We start from the raw sequence: 18,653 nt of genomic DNA, 5'->3' as shown, positions 1-18,653 counted from the left end.
GCGTGGACCTGATGCCATTAGACGAAGGTCATTCGCAATTTTAGACATATTCATCATACATACTTTAAGTGCTGCTGATACTTCTGTGTATGCATCCGTATTTTGCGTTGCATCTACTAAGTCTTCTGCACCAACAAGTGGTAATTCACTGATTGCAGCTAAATGTTTTACAACTGCTTCAATATATTCTGGATCTGCATTTAAGCCTGTACCAACTGCAGTTGCTCCCATATTTACTTCATATAGATGTTGACGTGATTGCTTGATACGTTTCATATCACGTTCAAGTACGCGGGAATACGCTTTAAATTCTTGTCCAAGACGAATTGGCACAGCGTCTTGTAAATGTGTACGACCCATTTTAATAACATGATCGAACTGCTCTGCTTTTAATTCAAATACATCATGCATATACCCCATCGTTTGTAATAAACCTTCTAATGCGTTTAATGTTGCGATATGAATCGCCGTTGGGAATGCATCGTTTGTTGATTGCGCCATGTTTACATGACTATTTGGACTAATATAATGATAGTCTCCCTTTTCCATTCCTAATAATTCAAGAGCACGATTGGCCATGACTTCATTTGCGTTCATATTCATTGAAGTACCTGCTCCGCCTTGAATTGGATCTACGATGAAATGATCATGCCATTTTCCATCAAGAATTTCTTGAGCAGCTTCTGCGATCGCGCCGCCCTTGCTCAATTCCAATCTTCCTACATCTGTATTAGCAAGCGCTGCAGCTTTTTTTACAATTGCGAACGCTCTAATTAAACCTTCATGGATTTTATATCCTGTAATTGGGAAGTTTTCAACTGCACGCATTGTTTGTACGCCGTAGTATGCATAATTCGGTACTTCTTTTTCACCTAAAAAATCTTTTTCAATTCGAACACCATTTTTAACTTCAGTTAATGTTGCCATGATTATTCACTCCTTAACGATTTCTTATGCTGCTTTTGTTTCTTTGACTGTTTCTACATATTGTTTTGCTTTCTCATCATCGAATTCGCCTTCCCACTTCGACATAACAATGGCCGCTAATGCATTTCCTAATACATTGACAGATGAGCGAATCATATCTAAAATGCGGTCAATTCCCGCAATTAACGCGATACCTTCTAGTGGTAACCCCATTGAACCTAACGTTGCTAATACAACAACGAACGATGCACCTGGAACTCCCGCCATACCCTTGGATGTTAACATGAGAACGAATAATAACGTTATTTGCTCTGTCAGTGACATGTGCACACCGTACATTTGTGCAACAAACAATGCTGCTAACGCTTGATAAATAGCCGATCCAGTCAAGTTAAATGTATAACCTGTCGGAATTACGAAAGAGGCAACTGCCTTTGGACAACCGAATTCTTCCATTTTTCTCATTATATTAGGTAAAACAGCTTCTGAACTTGCTGTCGTAAATGAAAGAATGAGTTCTTCTTTTAAAATTTTCATTAATGTAAAAATGTTTACGCCAACCATTCGTGCATTAATACCTAATACAATCACAACGAATAGTATAACAGTTACGTATACAGCTAGCACTAGTTTTCCTAAAGGAAGTAGTGTTGCTACACCAAATTTTGCAACCGTAACCGCAATTAATGCGAATACACCAAATGGTGCAAATTTCATAACTTGATTTGTAACCCAAAACATCGCTTCGAGTACACCTTCAAAGAAGTTAAAGACAGGCTTCCCTTTTTCCCCAATTGCCGCAACTCCTAAACCGAATAATACGGAGAAGAAAATAATCGGTAATAAGTCACCTTGTGAAATCGATTCAAATACGTTTTTCGGTACAATATGAACAATCGTCTCAGCGAATCCTTTCTTCTCTGTAGCATCTGCCGTTTGTTTATAAGAAGAAATATCACTTTGCTGTAAATTACTCATATCAACGCCAGTACCTGGTTGGAATATATTCGCCGCAAGTAATCCCATTAAAATAGCAATCGTCGTAATAATTTCGAAATAAAGAATTGTCTTACCACCTAGTTTCCCAAGCTTCTTCATATCTCCTACACCAGCTACTGCAACAATTAATGCTGAAATAACAATCGGTACTACAATCATTTTAATTAAGTGAATAAATATATCCCCAATTGGTGTGATATAAGAAATCGCCGTTTTATTGCCATAAAAGACTGCCCCTACTACAATCCCTAAAACAAGCGCGACAAAAATTTGTGTTGCCAATCCGAATTTTTTCATTTATGTTCATCCCCTTCATGCGAACGCTTTCAATTTGAATTTATAAAAGCTACTCACACATCTTATAAGCGAACCTACAAAATCATACAAAAACCTACAAGTTCGTCACAAAAAATTCGAAAATTTTTCTTTTCTTTTTCATTGACACCTTTTTATTAAAAAGAGATACAATATACTTGATAAGTAATCAGATTGTTTCGTATAATCAAAAAGATATACACTTACAATAAATCGAAATGAAAAGGAGTGGATGGTATGAAAAATTATGTACAAAAATTCGTCCTATCTTCTTCTTTTCTTCTTCATTTTCTTAAAAAGGAACAAAGGCATTTGCCTTTGTTCCTTTTTTATTGCGATCTATATAGGGGGAATTGTTATGAAGCCATATAAAAGAGTCTTAATTAAATTAAGCGGCGGCGCACTTGCTGATCAATCCGGAAATAGCTTTAACTCCAAAAGATTAGAACATATCGCAAACGAAATTATATCCATTATTGACTTAGGTATCGAAGTATCCATTGTCATCGGCGGCGGTAACATTTTCAGAGGTCATCTAGCTGAAGAATGGGGCATTGATCGAGTAGAAGCTGATAATATCGGTACGTTAGGTACAATCATTAACAGCTTAATGCTTCGCGGCGTCTTAACAAGTAAAACAAATAAAGAAGTACGCGTTATGACTTCCATCCCGTTTAATGCAGTAGCAGAGCCTTATATTCGCCTCAGAGCAGTACATCATTTAGATAACGGTTATGTTGTCATTTTTGGCGGCGGTAACGGGCAGCCGTTCGTTACGACAGATTATCCAAGTGTTCAAAGAGCCATTGAAATGAATAGTGACGCAATATTAGTCGCAAAACAAGGAGTAGATGGCGTCTTTACTAGTGATCCAAAACATAATAAATCAGCAAAAATGTACAGAAAACTAAACTATAACGATGTTGTTAGGCAAAACATTCAAGTCATGGATCAAGCCGCTTTATTACTTGCTCGTGATTACAATTTACCAGCACACGTCTTTAACTTTGATGAGCCTGGTGTAATGAAAAGAATTTGCTTAGGGGAGCATGTGGGGACATTGATTAATGATGATGCTTCATTGCTTGTGCATGAAAACTAATTATCTCTCATTAAAAAAGGGTGTCTATAAAAGACATCCTTTTTCATTAACCTTTATAAATAAAAATCCACTAATCCTGCCACTTTCTCCTTACAACGCTCCCAAAACGATAACTTCTCAAAAAATTGTTTCGTCATCTCTTTCGAATCACGAAAATCTTTTGTTAATGCCTCATTCACTTCTGATACGATAGTCCCACCGTGAATATACAAATTCATCTCATCATTCATATAAAAGCTACGTGCAGTCATGTTCGTTGTACCGATAACAGTTAGTTCATTATCAATTATCATTAACTTCCCATGAAACATTCCTTTTTTATAACCATATACTTTAATTCCATTATTAACAGCTTGACGAATATAAGGATACGCTGCCTCTTTAATGAGAGGAATATCTGGTTTATATGACCAAAGTATTTTCACTGTAACACCACGTTTTTGCGCTTCAATTAAAGCATTCATAAATTCTTTATTTTTCGCTATAAAATAAGGTGTTGTAATTACGATTGAATGCTTCGCTTGTTTTATTAATTCGATATACTTTTCAGCCACGTAATGTCCATTGTAGCTAGTCATCGTATGTAATGTATTCCCTTTACTCGCTTTATTCGTACTTCTTTTTATATTTTCTTTCGTATCTCGTTTCCAATCTAAAGCGAATTGCTCTTCTAAATCTTTCGCTCCTTCTCCTCTTATCCGCACATGATAGTCACGCCAATATCCAAAATGCTTATCTTTCCCTAAATACTCATCTCCTATATTAAAACCACCTGTATAGCCAATCTCCCCATCAATCGTCGTAATACGGCGATGATTACGATGGTGAAGTGAATAAAATCCGAATGGCAATTCAGGTTTTCTACTATATGTAAAATGTACACCACTTTCCCGCAATTCACTTATCATCTTGCTTTCAAATGATAAATCATTAATGCGATCAACGGATAAATAGACGTTTACTCCTTCTTTTGCCTTCTCTTTTAATAAGTTTAAAAAAGTATGGCTACTTTTATCATCCGACAAAATAAAAAAGTACGTGTAAATAGATTGCTTCGCTTCCCTTATATCAGTAAATAACTGTTTATAAAATGACTTTCCTTCTACAAATAATTGAAAATCACTATAATGAGGTGCATACTCTGTCGGCATGTTTTTCCCAGCTTCCATTTTCCTACCTAAAGTAACATCGATATGCATCCAAATTAAAATAAAAACAACAATAGCAATAATAATAGAAGTAACTCGCAATATTTTTTTAATCATTTTGATTTCCTTCCGCTCATTTTCTTTCTACCCTTCTATTTTGTCATTCCAATTTAGATTTCATGCTTCATACAAAAAAGGATGTGACTTAACGTCACACCCTTTTCATATTAAACAAAGTTTCTCGTATCATTATTTCTTCCAAACTTATAAATAGCAATTAAGAAGAATGCTACCGCAAAGGCAATTAAGATTAATATATTTAAATACAAATCTGAAATCGGAATTCCTTGTTGTAGTTTTGATACCGTATCTAATAGCCATCTTTGCGGAAGAAAATCAGCTACTTTTTGCACTGCTTTCGGCATAATGTCATACGGAAAATAGCATCCAGCGAGTAAACATGTCGGTACAATGATCATATTTTGCAGTGCATTTGCCGATGCTGAGTTTTTCGAAAAAGCGACAAGCACTAACGATATTCCAATCGCTATTAAAGCAAATAGCATGAGTACGCCAAGCATCACTATGAAAGGCATATTGATATTCGTATGAAAAACATTCGTTAGGAATAGGATTGTAATCAGAATTTGTACTGTTAATATCATCATATTTACCCCGACATTAGATAATATGAATTTCTTCCCATCTATTGGTGTTGATAAGAGTCTAAAATACGTTCTATTTTCTTTTTCTTTTAAAATATAACCTGATAAGTTCGCTGCTGAAAATAGCATAAACATAATAAGATAACCCATCGTTTGGTTTGTCATATCTTTATTTTTCGAAGTATCTTCTAGCGTCTCAGTTTTCATTTTAAATGAACCTTTTTGATATCCTGCGTACATACTATCAAATGCACTTTGATCTGTTCCTGCTACTTTACTAATAGCTGCTACATTATCAATATAATTGTATAAATATGATTTTATAAATCCTGTTACTTGATCACCTTTAATCGATGAAATTTCAATATGATTTGGTTTCCCTTCTCGAACACTTTTTGAAAAACCAGAATCTAATGTAATAACTCCATCAAGTTTTTTGGAAGTGAGTTTATCTTCTACTTCAGATTCTTTAATTTTACTTACCTTTACATGATTTAATCCTTCTAAAAATTTCACCGTATCATTTGCTATAGATTGATTTTCTTTATTTATAACCCCGATATTTAACGTCCCTTGCCCGACATTCCCATACATTGAGAAGGAGATTAATGTTCCAATTATCGGCAAACTAATAATAATGAATAACCCTTTTTTATTTTTCAAAAGTACAGATAACGTTTTTTGTATGAGCCATAAAATATCTTTCATACTATAGCCCCTCCCGTCTACGTAATGCAATAATTGCAATTAATAAAAAGAGTGCCGAAATGCCAAGATTTAAACATATTACTGGCAGCGCTGCTCCTACATCATTTGCATAAATAATTTTCATAACAGCTGTGTTTGCCCACGTTAATGGTGATAAATTCGTAACGAAATTTTCTTCTATTACGAAATATGCACCACCAAAAATAGAGGCTAATTGCACAACTACAAGAATAATCGCTCTCGATGATTCAGCTGTTTTTGTAATATATCCAATCCCTAAACCGAAGCTAATTGCTAGAAAGATTTGTGTTAATAAAATAATAAATATGATTCCAAGATGTTCGCCCCAATTCGCTTGAAAGACAAATTTACTAAATAACATGACAAGTAATACGCAAAGAGCATTTGCTACTAGGCTACCAAGTACTTTTCCAATGAATATTTCAGCCTTACTTATAGGCGCAGCAATGAGGCGATCTCCTGTTTTACGTATTCGTTCTCCACGAATTAAAGAACTCGCTCCCATCGCAGCATATAGTGCAATCATCGTCGTCATTACAACCGCATAGTAATCCATAGAACCTGGCTTTTTCGCAGCTTGTAAAGATGTTTCTTTTATATAATCATTATGATTTCCGCTTGAAATACCCGCGCTCACCTTACTAGGATCAACTTTTGCAACTTCGGCCGCTACATTGTACTTATCAATAAATGTTGTAAGCATGCCTTCCACAATACTTCCCTCAATACTACTTTTGTCACTTCCGTAAAATTTCGCACCATCTTTATTTAATTCTACATAAGCAGCATATTTATTTTGCTTCACTTCTTCTTTCCCATCTATACTGCCTGAAGCTTTTTTAAAATGAATACCCGATTTATCGACTTCTTTCGTAAATGCTTCGAACGTTTGAGAAAATGTGCTACTCGCTTCATCTTTGTAGAGCACTTGTATATCTTTAATCGCTTGACTATCGCTATCAAATGCATTCGTTAACGCTGTTCCTAACACAAGCATTAGTACAATCGGAAATGCTAACATAAAAACTAAAGTTCTTACGTCTCTGAAATCTCTTTTAATATGCATAACTGCAATATTGAAGATGTTCAATTGATGAACCTCCCTTTACCTTTTCTTCATTTACCTTTTATTTATCTCGTAAGTTTCTTCCAGTCAACGTAAGGAATACTGTTTCTAAGTTCGGGGCCTGCTCCTCTAATGAACGAATTTCAATGTCATGATTAATGAAATGCTGAATAATTTTATTTAAATTATTTACTCCTGCATCCGAGTTTACCTTGATTACGTTCTCTTCAACTTGAACAGCTTTCACACCGTTTATCTCTTTTAACTTTTCTACATCTAAATTTTCTACTGACTTCACTTCAACCCAAATGTCTTTCGTATCAGTAATAATCGCTTTTAACTGCTCTTTCGTTCCTTCTGCAATCACTTTACCGTGATCTACAATTGCTATTTTCGTACAAATCTCTTCTACTTCTTCCATATAGTGGCTCGTGTAAATAATAGTGCTGCCCATTTCATTTAATTTTCGAACCGACTGGAGAATATAGTTTCTTGACTGTGGATCAATTCCAACTGTCGGCTCATCCATAATAATTAACTTCGGTCTATGAGCAATCGCACAAGCAATATTCAGTCTTCGTTTCATCCCGCCTGAAAAGTTTTTCGGGTAACTTTTATGTTTATCACTAAGTCCCACAAATTGAAGTGCTTCCTCTACTCTCGCTTTTAGTTCAGCTCCTCTTAACCCGTACAGTCCAGCAAAGAATTTCACATTTTCATAGGCAGTTAACTCTTCATAAATCGCAATATCTTGCGGAACGATACCGATATTCATCTTCGCAAATCGATTATGTTTCTTTATATTTTTTCCTAATATGCTAATTTCACCTTCATTACTTCTTAACAACCCAGCAATCATATTTATCGTTGTACTCTTACCAGCACCATTTGATCCTAAAAAGCCAAATATCTCTCCTTCTTTAATAGATAAAGACATATTATCTACCGCGATGAAATCACCAAATTTTTTCGTTAAATTTTTAATTTCTAATGTATTCATCATTTCACCCCTATTTCGGTTTCTCTGCTATTCATTATAAACAAAAAAAATGAACCTGCTCAGTGCAGAAGTTCATTCTTTTCACATGAGATTATTCACTTTTTTCATATGAGATGATTCATCTTCGTCCCATTTTCTTATATCGGCAACAGCATCGTTACTGAAAAGCCACTTGTTCCATCTACAATAATTTTTCCGTTTACTGATGCTGTTCGCTCCTCCATCCCCATAATCCCGAGACCTTTCTTAACGAGAGCTGCACCTTTTCCGTTATCCTTCACTTGTACTTTCACCATCTTGTTAAGTACATGAATATCGATTGAAATGACTGTCGCATCAGCATATTTCATCGCGTTCGTTAGTGCCTCCGTAACATTTTCACCGATAATCTTCCACTGAATCGGTGAGATCATATCTAAATTCCCTTTATATACGAAAGGGATATTTATATCATGCTTACCGGCAAATTCCTCTATGAATAATTTCATACGATGAATGCCAATTTGCTCCGTTGGTGGCTTCATATTTTTTAATGTAACTCGAATACTTTCAATTCCATCTTTCGATATATGAATTGCATTTTGTAATAACTCGGCAGATTTTTCTTTATCTATCCCCATTAATCTCTTTGCTGCTTCCATTTGAATTAGCGCCCCTGTCATCGAGTGGCCAATTTTATCATGAATTTCTTGTGACAACCGATTTCTCTCTTCTAACTTAAATGTGTACTCTGATTGCTTTATGTACTCTTTATTTTCATTTAAGCTTTTCGTCAGCCGCTGCATATCTTTTCGCATCTTATCATTTTGTGATTCAAGCTTTAATACACGCGATATATACCGTTCTGCCATAGCTAATACGATGAAAGAAAATGTAACAATTAATCCATATGTCATTCGAATACTTTCTTCTGTAAAGATAATAGGAATCATCATAATGATAAAGAGCTGCCATTTCTTCTCTATATAACGAAATATAACTTCATATAAGTTCAATGGTAAAAATAAAATAAAAAACGGATGAACCTTCCATGTAAATAACATAACTATGCCAATTGACAGACTAGATAATATATTTTTGTACGTATCTTGTTTAAATATAGAGATCAGCACATTTACAGAAAGATATAAAAGCAAAGTAAGTATAATCCATGGTAAGTTCACAACATTTAAATAAATGTAACTAAACACAATATATATAAAGACAATTAATTTACTTACAATTAACCAAAATTCCATATCTTTAATCTACTTTCCCTGTTAAATAATAAATCGCAATTTGTGTGCGATGTTCAAGTCCAGTTTTCCCTAAAACTGATGTAATATAATTTGCAATCGTTCCTTCTGATATGAAAAGTTGCTTTGAAATTTCTTTATTCGAGAAACCTTTCGCAATTAATGCGATAATACTAAGTTCTCTTTCTGTAAAAAGACTTGTATCTATTTTACATTCGTCCTCTTTGCTTTCCATTAAATTGCACTTAATTTTATCAAGCACTACATCTTGCATAACAGTTTGACCGTTATATACTCCTTTTATTGCATCACGAATACGCTCTGGATCATTATTTTTTAATAAATAACCTTTCGCCCCGTTTTTTACTGCGTCCAAAATATATTCATCATCATCGAACGTCGTTAAAATTAGCGGTTTCGTTTTCGTCCCTTCACAAATGAATTTCGTTGCCTCTACCCCGTTCATATTTGGCATGCGGACATCTAAAAGAGCGATATCAACGTCGTTCTTTTTGCAATAGTCCACTGCTTCTTTCCCATCATTTACTGTATCTACAACTTCGAACTCTTCATATGTATTTAAAATAATTTTCATGCCTTCTCTAATAAAAGAATTATCATCTGCTATTAATATTTTAATTTTCATGTTTGTTAGTGTGGACCTTCCCCTACTAACATTCACATCCTTTCTTCACGTAACATTTCCTACTTGCTCATTATATACTTCTCTTTACCATTTTTTCACACCTTTTTTCATATAGCTTCCTTCCTAAAAATATATTATTCTTTTTTTACAACATGTGTAGGGTGACCGATCATTTCTTACGTCTATATAATAGAATGCGTCAAAAAGGAGGGAGAGACCCATTGAGGAAAAACAATTAATTGAAAAAGCACAGCAAGGAAGCGAACACGCTTTTCGTATCCTTGTGCAAACATATCGTCATTATATTTTTCAAGTTATCTTTTCTATTTTAAGACATGAAGAAGATACGAAAGATGTTACACAAGAAGTATTCGTAAAAATTCACGCCTCTCTCCCTAATTATCAATTTCGCGGATTAAAAACTTGGATGGCGCGTATTGCCACCAATCACGCTATTGATTATAAGAGGAAAAAAGCTAGAGAAAATGAAGAACTCTCCTTATGTAAAGAAACTGAGGAAAATATAAAATCCTCTCATAACGTTGAGGATTTATTATTGACGAAAGAGCAAAAATTACTCATTGCTCAAAAACTGAGAGAACTTCCCGAGAATTACCGTGACATCGTTCTCTCACATTACTTAGAAGAAAAAAGCTATCAAGAAATTGCTTTGCAGGAAAACATCGAAGTGAAAACAGTCGAAATGAAACTGTATCGGGCAAGAAAGTGGATTAAAAAACATTGGAAGGAGGAAGAGTTTCTATGACGCATTATTCAAAAGAAGATTGGCGCAATTATACTTTAGATTTTATAGAAAGCAATGAACGTGAATCTATGGAAGAACACCTTTATGAATGTGATCATTGTTTAGCACTTTATATGGAAAGTATCGATGAACAACATGAAAACCTTCCAATGATAAATGATGATTCATTTACGAATGAAGTTATGACGCAAATTGATTTTGAAACGCTACAACCTAATGAAAATATAAAAACAAACTCATTAAAGCGAACGATTATTCACTACATAATTGCGACCGCAGCTACAATTATTTTTATGGTAAGTGGTTTATTCCAGTATATTTTCACAGCGACATCAAATTTCGAGAAATCTTCAAAACATAACGAGTCTTCTATTTCACAACAAATTGTAAACAAATCGGTAGATACATCAAAAAAGGACGGAGGTTCAAAGCATGAATAAAAATCCCTTTTTAGCACTTGTATTAGGGCTAATTCCTGGGCTTGGACATTTATATTTAAAGAAGTTTGGACGGTTTATTTTATATAGCGGAGGGGCTTTATTACTATTTTCTTTTGCAGTTTTTTGCGTAGTAGAATTAATAGCGCGTGAGTTGGCTTTTATCTCTCTATTTTTACTAGTCGTGTTATGGGTGGTCAATTTACTAGATTTAGTTATCACTATTATTAACCAATCAAAAAAACAAGCAGCCGGAGAATTAACAGATTCCTCTAAAGAAAGCGAACGATTTTATATCATTCTCCTATCCATCATACCTGGACTTGGTCATTTCCAATTAGGGCTTATGCAACGTGGACTTACATTTTTAGTAGCTTGCACAGGGATCGGAAGTATGATTATTTTCGTTGCACTTTTAACATCACAAGAAAGTTTCCTTATCTTCCTTATAACATTACCTGTTTTATGGATTTACAATTTCTTCGATGTTGTTCAGCAACTCCAGAAAAAAGAACGTGGCGAGCAACTAGATGACCGTACTATTTTCGAAGAGTTTGAAGAGCATCGTGAACAAGGAAAGAAGAATAAAACATTCGCTTCTATTTTAGCGATGTTCCCTGGAGCGGGACATATGTATTTAGGCTTACAACGCCGCGGTCTTCAGCTTATGGCAGCCTTTTTACTTTCCATCTATTTACTCGACTTATTAAGACTTTCAGCGTTTTTATTTTTAGTACCAATCATTTGGTTCTATAGCTTCTTTGACGCTTTACAGCAAACTGCAAAGTATGGAAAAGAACGTGTACATGACGAACCTATCATTGATTATTTTATCAATCATCAAAGATGGATCGGTATTGGGTTAATTACACTCGGTGGTTATTATTTATTAGATCAAACACTCCTTCCTATTTTGAATGATTACTTTGCAACTATATTTAACATTCATCTTAGCGAGCTATATTATCGCTATTTCCAAACATCTATCGTTGCACTCCTCTTAATTGGTGGCGGCTTTAAATTGTTACTTGGAAATAAAGAAAACAAAGGTGGTACAAAAGAATGAGAACATGGCGCGTTGGAACATTTTCAATGGGGCTTTCTATTATTTCATTAGGTTGCTTCTTACTATTTTCAGTTGTAAAAGGTACTGAGGTATTAGATTCCTTAACAGCATGGTGGCCTGTTTTACTTATTATTCTTGGCGTGGAAATTTTACTATACCTTCTATTTTCTAAAAAGGAACAATCCTTTATTAAATATGATATTTTTAGTATTTTCTTTATCGGCATTTTAGGAAGCGTTGGAATTGCTTTTTACTGTTTATTATCAACTGGATTACTAGATGAAGTTCGTCATTCTATTCATACCACTCGCCAAACGAGCAATATTCCAAGTGGACAAATTGATATACCTGAATCTATCAAAAAAATTGTAGTGGATGCAGGACAGCACCCTCTAACAATAGAGGGAAATGATACAAATCAAATTCACCTTCTTGGAACATATGAAATGACGACGAAAACTAATGAAAAACTTAATTTAAAACAAGAAGATTTCCTTTCGGTTCAAACAGCTGGGGAAACGATGTATATTACTTTAAAATCATTACCCGTTCAACATACGTTATGGAATTCAGCACCACAAGTCAAACCGACACTCGTTCTTCCGCAAAATAAAAATGTAGAAGTTCGTGCTTCAAATAACGAACTATCCCTTTATCCTGGTCAATTACAAAATAATTGGTTTGTACAAGAAAGTTCACATGTATCTGTTCATTTAGCAAAAGAAAGCGATGTATCTTTAATCGCCATAACAAACAAAAAAGAATCCCACGGAAACACACCTTGGGAACAAGTTGAAGATTTAACGAAAAAAGAAGAGAATACTTCAGAAGAAAATAAAGAATTCAACGAACAAGAACATTGGTATAAAAATTCAATTAAAACAGGCAATGGGACGTACAAGTTAAATATTGAAAAAGCTTATAATATCAATATGAGTATTATTGAAAAATAAAAACCTTCCACAATTGTGGAAGGTTTTTCTCATATAATCGCTTTAATTCCTTCTAACACTAATCCAATCATAAATCCGCAAACAGCCCCGTTTACTCGGATCCACTGTAAATCTTTACCGACGTTATTTTCAATCATTTCAATTAACGTTTTATCATCTAACTTATCAAGGTTTTCTTGTACAAGTTTTCCGATTTTCGAATGATTCTTTTCCACAAGTGTGACAACTTGTTTTTGTAACCAATCTTCTATTTTTTGAACAGTCTGTTCATCTTCTTTTATTTTATTCATTTGTGTTTGTAAAAATGGAATAACATATTTATCCGTAAACTCTTCGTTTTTCACAAAAGTAATTGCCCTTTGTTGCACTTGCTCCAGCATCTCTTTAATTTTGTCAGTAGCATTCCAATTGGCAATCCATTTTTCTTTCCAATTTTCTAATTCTTGTAGTAAAGCTTCATTTTCTTTTACATTTATAATTTCTTGACGAATTTTCGATAATATAAGTTGTCTCGTACTATTATCTGCATCTTGTAAGCTGTTAATATTGCTAATAATAAATTTCTGCAAAATGCCGCCAATTTTATCTTCATCTACAATATTCATAAACGATTTCAAAGTAAACTGTAAAAATCCATCTACTTTTATGTTTTCCATCGCCTTCATACCTAAGCTTCCGAGCTGGTAACGTGCTTCATCTTGCGCTGTCCAATCTTTCACTTTTACTAATATGTAATCCAGTGTCTTTTCATCGTACTCTTGCACTACCAATTGATCAACAAGCACTTGTAATATGTTACTTGTATTAATTGTATGCAAATACGTTTTTAATTCTTTTTCAATAATAACCGCTAACTTTTCCGTATCTATTGTAACAATCGCCTTCTCAGCAATTTTTACAATTCCCTTTTTCACAGCGTCAGACTGCATTTCTCTCTCAGCGATTTGCAGTACCATTTGCGCTAGCTGCATTTCTTTTACTTTATTCGTAATACTTTCTTTCGTCAGCCACTCATTTTCTAACGTATGAATGAGCCCTTTCGTTACTCGTTTACGATTTTTAGGTAATAACGCTGTATGAGGAATTGGAATTCCCATCGGATGACGGAATAATGCTGTAACTGCGAACCAATCCGCAAGTCCACCAACTAATCCAGCTTCAAATCCCCCTTGTATAATCTCTCCAGCTACCGTTCCTTGAAAAGGGATAGAAGCCGCAAAACCTACTCCCATAACCCCAAGCGAAATACCCGCTATATATTTAGTCTGTAATGACATCGTATACACATCCTCTTATTATGTAAAATAAAGCTTTTTTGTTATGTTTATTTGATATTAATTCTTTATATCTATACTATAATGAACTAATGCGAAAATAACAAAGAATTTATAATAATACATTTGTCATATAAAGTGAAACTTTAATCAGTGGGGCTTATTGCCCGTTAATGCGAGATAAATAAAAAATGAGGCTATACTACTAGCCTCATTTTTCTACTATTGTTAATTCCTCACCTGTTTTATAATATCCACTCATCACATCTCCTGGAACCATACTACCGCCAGTTCCCCACACAATATGAGTACCTTTCTTCATCTTCTCTGTTAACTGTTGTTTTTGTAAATACTCATCTTCTTTGCATACTTTCACTGGCCCTATCATTCCCGCTAGCGCAGAAGGCTCTAAATAAATATTTTCCGTATCAGCTAGTTCTTTTAACAATCTATATAACTCTTCATCACTTACTGTGTAATTTCCACTCAAAAATGGTTCCATCGTTTTACCAACAAATCCAGATGGTCTTCCTACCGCTAGTCCGTCCGCGTCTGTTACATTATCAATCCCGATATCTTGAACCGCAATTTTATCATGAAGTCCTGTCATTAAACCGAGTAACATACATGGAGAGTGCGTTGGCTCCGCAAAGAAACAGTGCACGTTATCTTTATACAATAACTTTAAACCAAATGCGACTCCGCCAGGTCCGCCCCCTACTCCGCAAGGAAGGTAAACGAATAAAGGGTGCTCTTCATCTACTACAATCTCTAACTCTTTTAATTGCTTTTGTAAACGCGATGCTGCTACTGCGTATCCTAAAAATAAATCATGTGAGTTTTCATCATCTACAAAATAACAGCTAGGATCTGCATCTGCTTGCTGACGCCCCTCTTCTACTGCTTTACTATAATCAGCTTCATATTCAATAACGTTTACACCTTTACTTCTTAATAAATCTTTTTTCCATTCTTTTGCGTCTGCTGACATATGAACAGTTACGTTAAAACCTAGTTTTGCACTCATAATCCCAATGCTTAGTCCTAAATTACCTGTAGAACCTACCGCAATTGAGTATTTTGCAAAAAACTCTCTACATGTATCACTGTCTAAAATGGAATAATCATCTTCTTCTGTTAACATTCCATACTGCAAAGCTAATTTCTCCGCATGCTTCAGCACTTCATAAATGCCGCCTCTAGCTTTAATTGACCCTGATATCGGAAGCCCGCTATCACATTTTAATAGTAATTCACCTAATATAGGTTTCCCGTAATTTTTCTCTAAAGACTGTTTCATAGTAGGTATCTTCACTAAAGGTGATTCTATAATGCCGCCCGTTTCTTTCGTTTCTGGAAAAACTTTCGCAATGTACGGTGCAAAACGCTTTAACCTCTCTTCCGCATCTTTTACATCACCTTCATTCAACGGGGAATCTTTTATTGCCGTTTCATACTTTTCCATGTTCGGATTCACCCAAAACACTTCTTCTGTTGAGATTAATTTATTTAATAGTGGATATTCCTCTTTTAATTTCTCTATTCCCTTCATTTCTCTTCCTCCTCATAACCTTGTAGCTTACGATTCAATAAATTATAATTAAATTAATTTTAATTTAGTTTAACATAAATTATTCACTTTAGTTAATTTTAATTTAATTTATTTAAATATAATTTAATAATTAGTAAGGAGCCTTTCATTATGGAAAATATAGATATTGGTAAAAAGATTGAAAAGCAAAGAAAAGAAAAAGGTTTAACTAGTAAAGAACTAGCAACGATGGCAGGTATTACACCATCTATGTTAAGTCAAATTGAGCGTGGGTCTGCTAACCCTTCTATTCAAACATTAAAAGTACTCGCTAAAGCTCTTGATGTTCCAACATTTAGCTTTTTATTGGAAGATACAAATACAGACGATTTAATTGTACGTTCTCATAAACGAAAAAAAATGATTATCGATAATTTATCATATGAATTGCTATCACCTGATTTTACAGGAAATTTAGCAACAGCAATTATGACTGTTCCACCGAATACAGCTTCATCAGAAAATGTACTAGAACATAAAGGTGAAGAGTTAGCATACGTATTAGACGGGAAAATTACATTACATTTAAATGAAGAAGAATACATATTAGAAACGGGTGATAGCGTAAAAATACCTGCTTATTTAAAACATAAATGGGTAAATCAATTCGAGAAAAATGCCATTGTTTTATTTTCTGTTACTCCGCCGATTTTTTAATATATAATAAAAAGATAGCCACGTACGGACACACTCCATATGTGGCTATCTTTTTATTTTTTCGGCACCAACAAAATCCCTAAACTAATAATAAAGAAGCTCATTATTTGCTGTATTGATAAACCGAATAAAACCGAGTGTTGTTCACTAATAAACGAAATAATAATATGAGCAACTCCCTCAACTATTAGAAAAACACTTATATTCTTTCCATTTCCGAGCCTTTCATTTTTCATCCATAACAAGCCGATTATACAAAGGGCGAGGATGATCTCGTATACGAAAATAGGGTGATATAAAAATTTTGATTCATATATTTTCACACCCCAAGGCAATGTCGTTTGTACACCTATTTTGTGGTTGAATAGAAAATAAAAAATAATGCTCATACATAGTCCAATAGGTAATGCATCAAGTAAAATACGAAGCGAAAATTGTCCCTTTTTACTTTTCCAAACAATGTATATACTCGCAATTACACATCCTGCTATAATATGCTGCATACTTCCTACAGCTAATAGTGCCTGCAATGGCGACCTAAAGGCCCATACTGGATTTAAAATTGCCGGTGCAAATTTCCATACAAATACGATGATAAGAAAGGCATTTGTTACTGCATCCATCATTTTTTCATATGGTACACTTTCGTTCTTCATCTTTCGTTTCATCAACATAAATCCAAATAAACTTCCAATTATAAGAGATACGGGTTGTAACCTCACGATCCACTCCATCAATACAAAATCCCCTCTTTAACTCTCAATTAATTTCTTAAATTTCTCTTCTAATTGATCTGGAGGTAATACGCCTCGTACTTGCTCTACGATAATTCCATCTTTATTAACAAAAAATGTCGTTGGTAACGAAAATACTTTATAATCTAATCCAGCTACTCCGTCCATATCTAGTAAAACAGGAAACTTAAATCCGTGACGATCTGCAAATGCACTCGCTTCTTGTACTGGATCTCCAATTGTCGCATTTACCGCAAAAATTTCAACATCCTTTTTATATTTATCATACATACGAACTAAGTCAGGTGCCTCCATTTCACATGGGCCACACCATGATGCCCAAAAATTAATAAGGTATGGCTTGCCTTTTGCATCATTTAACGAATACAGCTTCCCGTCTAACCCTTTTAATGTTATGTTTGGCGCTTTAAATCCTACTTGTGGTAATACTTCTGTTTCTTGTAACTCCGCTTGTTTTGCTTTTCTTTCTTTTTCTTCTTTCTTTGTATTATAAAAATTAACTCCGGCCCAAATTAATGCCCCGGCCAGTATAATCGCAATTAGTTTCTTCACTTTTCTTCCTCCTCATTTTTAAAAGCCTGTAAATCCACCGAATAGACGAATAAAGAATGCGGTAATTTTCGTCATTTGATTTGTATACAATAAAACCCCTGTTACAATCATCATTCCACCGCCAATTTTCATCATGACATTGGCATATGTAACAATCCATTTTACTTTCCCAATAAAGAATGCCATCACGAAAAACGGAACCGCAAACCCAAGAGTATACGCGGTAATATAAAGAAGTGCCCCTTCAGGATTTGTCGCACCAAGCATGAGTACAGCTGAAAATATCGGTCCAACACATGGCGTCCAACCCGCTGCATATGTCATACCGACTAAAATCGAGCGAATATATCCAGTCGATTTACTTCTGTATTGTACTTTTTTCTCTGCCATAAGCCACTTAGGTTGAAACAAACCTGTCATAAACAGTCCCATCAAAACAATAAAAACCCCACCAATTTGTTGAATCAATTTTTGGTTAGATGAAAATGTTATTCCAATCCAACTTACCGATAAACCTAACGCATAAAATATAACCGAAAATCCGATCATAAAAAATACGGTATGTATAATCGCTGATTTTTGCATAATTCCACGATTCTCTTTTAAATCTTGAATAGACACACCTGTAATATATGATAAATAAGATGGATATAGCGGTAAAGAACATGGTGATATAAATGACAATACCCCTGCCCCAGCTACAAGCCAAATTGTTAAATCTGCTGCATTCATTTTGCTCCCCCTAAAGCACTACAATAAGTAGTGTTAAT

General features: G+C 34.5%; 19 protein-coding genes. 6 read left to right on the top strand and 13 right to left on the bottom strand.

Translation table 11 applies throughout. The annotated features are described in order from the left end of the window. Together DM800_RS26920 and DM800_RS26915 are read right to left on the bottom strand one after the other, a co-directional pair. Window positions 1-927, bottom strand: a 927-nt coding sequence (locus DM800_RS26920) for a lyase family protein (protein ID WP_255447075.1), incomplete at its 3' end; no start/stop codon positions are given. A gap of 24 nt (window positions 928-951) precedes the next feature. Next, the gene (locus DM800_RS26915) at window positions 952-2,223 is read right to left on the bottom strand and encodes a cation:dicarboxylate symporter family transporter (RefSeq protein ID WP_048543320.1); all 1,272 of its coding nucleotides are present in this window, start codon (window positions 2,221-2,223) and stop codon (window positions 952-954) included. Between the two features lie 376 nt (window positions 2,224-2,599). On the opposite strand from DM800_RS26915, the gene pyrH reads away from it, so the two are divergent. Continuing rightward, window positions 2,600-3,343, top strand: coding sequence for a UMP kinase (pyrH, locus tag DM800_RS26910; RefSeq protein WP_048543321.1), 744 nt, complete (start codon window positions 2,600-2,602; stop codon window positions 3,341-3,343). A 53-nt stretch (window positions 3,344-3,396) separates the two neighbouring features. On the opposite strand, the gene cls is transcribed toward pyrH, so the two are convergent. From cls to DM800_RS26880, 6 genes are all read right to left on the bottom strand, one after another. Beyond that, window positions 3,397-4,608 carry a cardiolipin synthase gene (gene cls, locus DM800_RS26905; RefSeq protein ID WP_147788001.1) on the bottom strand — a complete coding sequence of 404 codons (1,212 nt, stop codon included), beginning with the start codon at window positions 4,606-4,608 and terminating at the stop codon, window positions 3,397-3,399. 110 nt (window positions 4,609-4,718) lie between these two features. Continuing rightward, entirely contained in the window at window positions 4,719-5,864 is a 1,146-nt protein-coding gene (locus DM800_RS26900) for an ABC transporter permease (protein WP_098133618.1), read from the bottom strand. 1 nt (window position 5,865) lies between these two features. After that, complete coding sequence (locus DM800_RS26895) at window positions 5,866-6,975, bottom strand: ABC transporter permease (RefSeq protein WP_147788000.1); 1,110 nt, start codon at window positions 6,973-6,975, stop codon at window positions 5,866-5,868. Between the two features lie 37 nt (window positions 6,976-7,012). Beyond that, entirely contained in the window at window positions 7,013-7,951 is a 939-nt protein-coding gene (locus DM800_RS26890) for an ABC transporter ATP-binding protein (RefSeq protein ID WP_001093813.1), read from the bottom strand. A gap of 137 nt (window positions 7,952-8,088) precedes the next feature. Continuing rightward, the gene (locus tag DM800_RS26885; protein ID WP_060489834.1) at window positions 8,089-9,189 is read right to left on the bottom strand and encodes a sensor histidine kinase; all 1,101 of its coding nucleotides are present in this window, start codon (window positions 9,187-9,189) and stop codon (window positions 8,089-8,091) included. Window positions 9,190-9,193: 4 nt separating this feature from the next. Then, window positions 9,194-9,832, bottom strand: a complete 639-nt coding sequence (locus tag DM800_RS26880; protein ID WP_088082901.1) for a response regulator transcription factor — start codon at window positions 9,830-9,832, stop codon at window positions 9,194-9,196. A gap of 283 nt (window positions 9,833-10,115) precedes the next feature. Between DM800_RS26880 and DM800_RS26870 the strand changes: the two genes are divergently transcribed. From DM800_RS26870 to exsE, 4 genes are read left to right on the top strand one after another with little or no spacing between them, the layout of a single operon-like run. Then, window positions 10,116-10,598 (top strand): RNA polymerase sigma factor, encoded by a 483-nt coding sequence (locus DM800_RS26870; RefSeq protein ID WP_242015944.1) that lies wholly within the window; start codon window positions 10,116-10,118, stop codon window positions 10,596-10,598. Further along, the gene (locus DM800_RS26865) at window positions 10,595-11,038 is read left to right on the top strand and encodes a hypothetical protein (RefSeq protein ID WP_088082902.1); all 444 of its coding nucleotides are present in this window, start codon (window positions 10,595-10,597) and stop codon (window positions 11,036-11,038) included. Before DM800_RS26870 ends, DM800_RS26865 begins: the two co-directional genes overlap by 4 nt. Beyond that, window positions 11,031-12,101 carry a hypothetical protein gene (locus tag DM800_RS26860; protein WP_087983115.1) on the top strand — a complete coding sequence of 357 codons (1,071 nt, stop codon included), beginning with the start codon at window positions 11,031-11,033 and terminating at the stop codon, window positions 12,099-12,101. Before DM800_RS26865 ends, DM800_RS26860 begins: the two co-directional genes overlap by 8 nt. Further along, window positions 12,098-13,054, top strand: a complete 957-nt coding sequence (gene exsE, locus DM800_RS26855; RefSeq protein ID WP_087983118.1) for an exosporium protein ExsE — start codon at window positions 12,098-12,100, stop codon at window positions 13,052-13,054. Before DM800_RS26860 ends, exsE begins: the two co-directional genes overlap by 4 nt. 29 nt (window positions 13,055-13,083) lie before the next feature. On the opposite strand, the gene DM800_RS26850 is transcribed toward exsE, so the two are convergent. Next, entirely contained in the window at window positions 13,084-14,331 is a 1,248-nt protein-coding gene (locus DM800_RS26850; protein ID WP_087983120.1) for a DUF445 domain-containing protein, read from the bottom strand. Window positions 14,332-14,539: 208 nt separating this feature from the next. After that, window positions 14,540-15,880 carry a D-serine ammonia-lyase gene (locus DM800_RS26845; protein ID WP_147787999.1) on the bottom strand — a complete coding sequence of 447 codons (1,341 nt, stop codon included), beginning with the start codon at window positions 15,878-15,880 and terminating at the stop codon, window positions 14,540-14,542. Window positions 15,881-16,030: 150 nt separating this feature from the next. Between DM800_RS26845 and DM800_RS26840 the strand changes: the two genes are divergently transcribed. Then, window positions 16,031-16,576: a helix-turn-helix domain-containing protein gene (locus DM800_RS26840; protein ID WP_000427657.1), complete on the top strand. Its 546-nt coding sequence runs from the start codon at window positions 16,031-16,033 to the stop codon at window positions 16,574-16,576. Between the two features lie 53 nt (window positions 16,577-16,629). Here the strand turns inward: DM800_RS26840 and DM800_RS26835 are convergent, their stop codons facing one another. From DM800_RS26835 to ccdA, 3 genes are read right to left on the bottom strand one after another with little or no spacing between them, the layout of a single operon-like run. Then, window positions 16,630-17,310 carry a prolipoprotein diacylglyceryl transferase family protein gene (locus tag DM800_RS26835; RefSeq protein WP_147787998.1) on the bottom strand — a complete coding sequence of 227 codons (681 nt, stop codon included), beginning with the start codon at window positions 17,308-17,310 and terminating at the stop codon, window positions 16,630-16,632. An 18-nt stretch (window positions 17,311-17,328) separates the two neighbouring features. Next, on the bottom strand, window positions 17,329-17,883 hold the full coding sequence (locus tag DM800_RS26830) for a TlpA family protein disulfide reductase (protein WP_000733169.1): 555 nt from the start codon (window positions 17,881-17,883) through the stop codon (window positions 17,329-17,331). 18 nt (window positions 17,884-17,901) lie between these two features. After that, the gene (gene ccdA, locus DM800_RS26825) at window positions 17,902-18,615 is read right to left on the bottom strand and encodes a cytochrome c-type biogenesis protein CcdA (RefSeq protein ID WP_000990445.1); all 714 of its coding nucleotides are present in this window, start codon (window positions 18,613-18,615) and stop codon (window positions 17,902-17,904) included. Between the last annotated feature and the right edge of the window lie 38 nt (window positions 18,616-18,653).

The organism is Bacillus sp. AY18-3, from assembly GCF_008042305.1.
GTDB lineage: Bacteria > Bacillota > Bacilli > Bacillales > Bacillaceae_G > Bacillus_A > Bacillus_A wiedmannii.
Note: the sequence above shows the minus strand (reverse complement) of the source record. Positions and strands in the feature narration are given on the sequence as shown.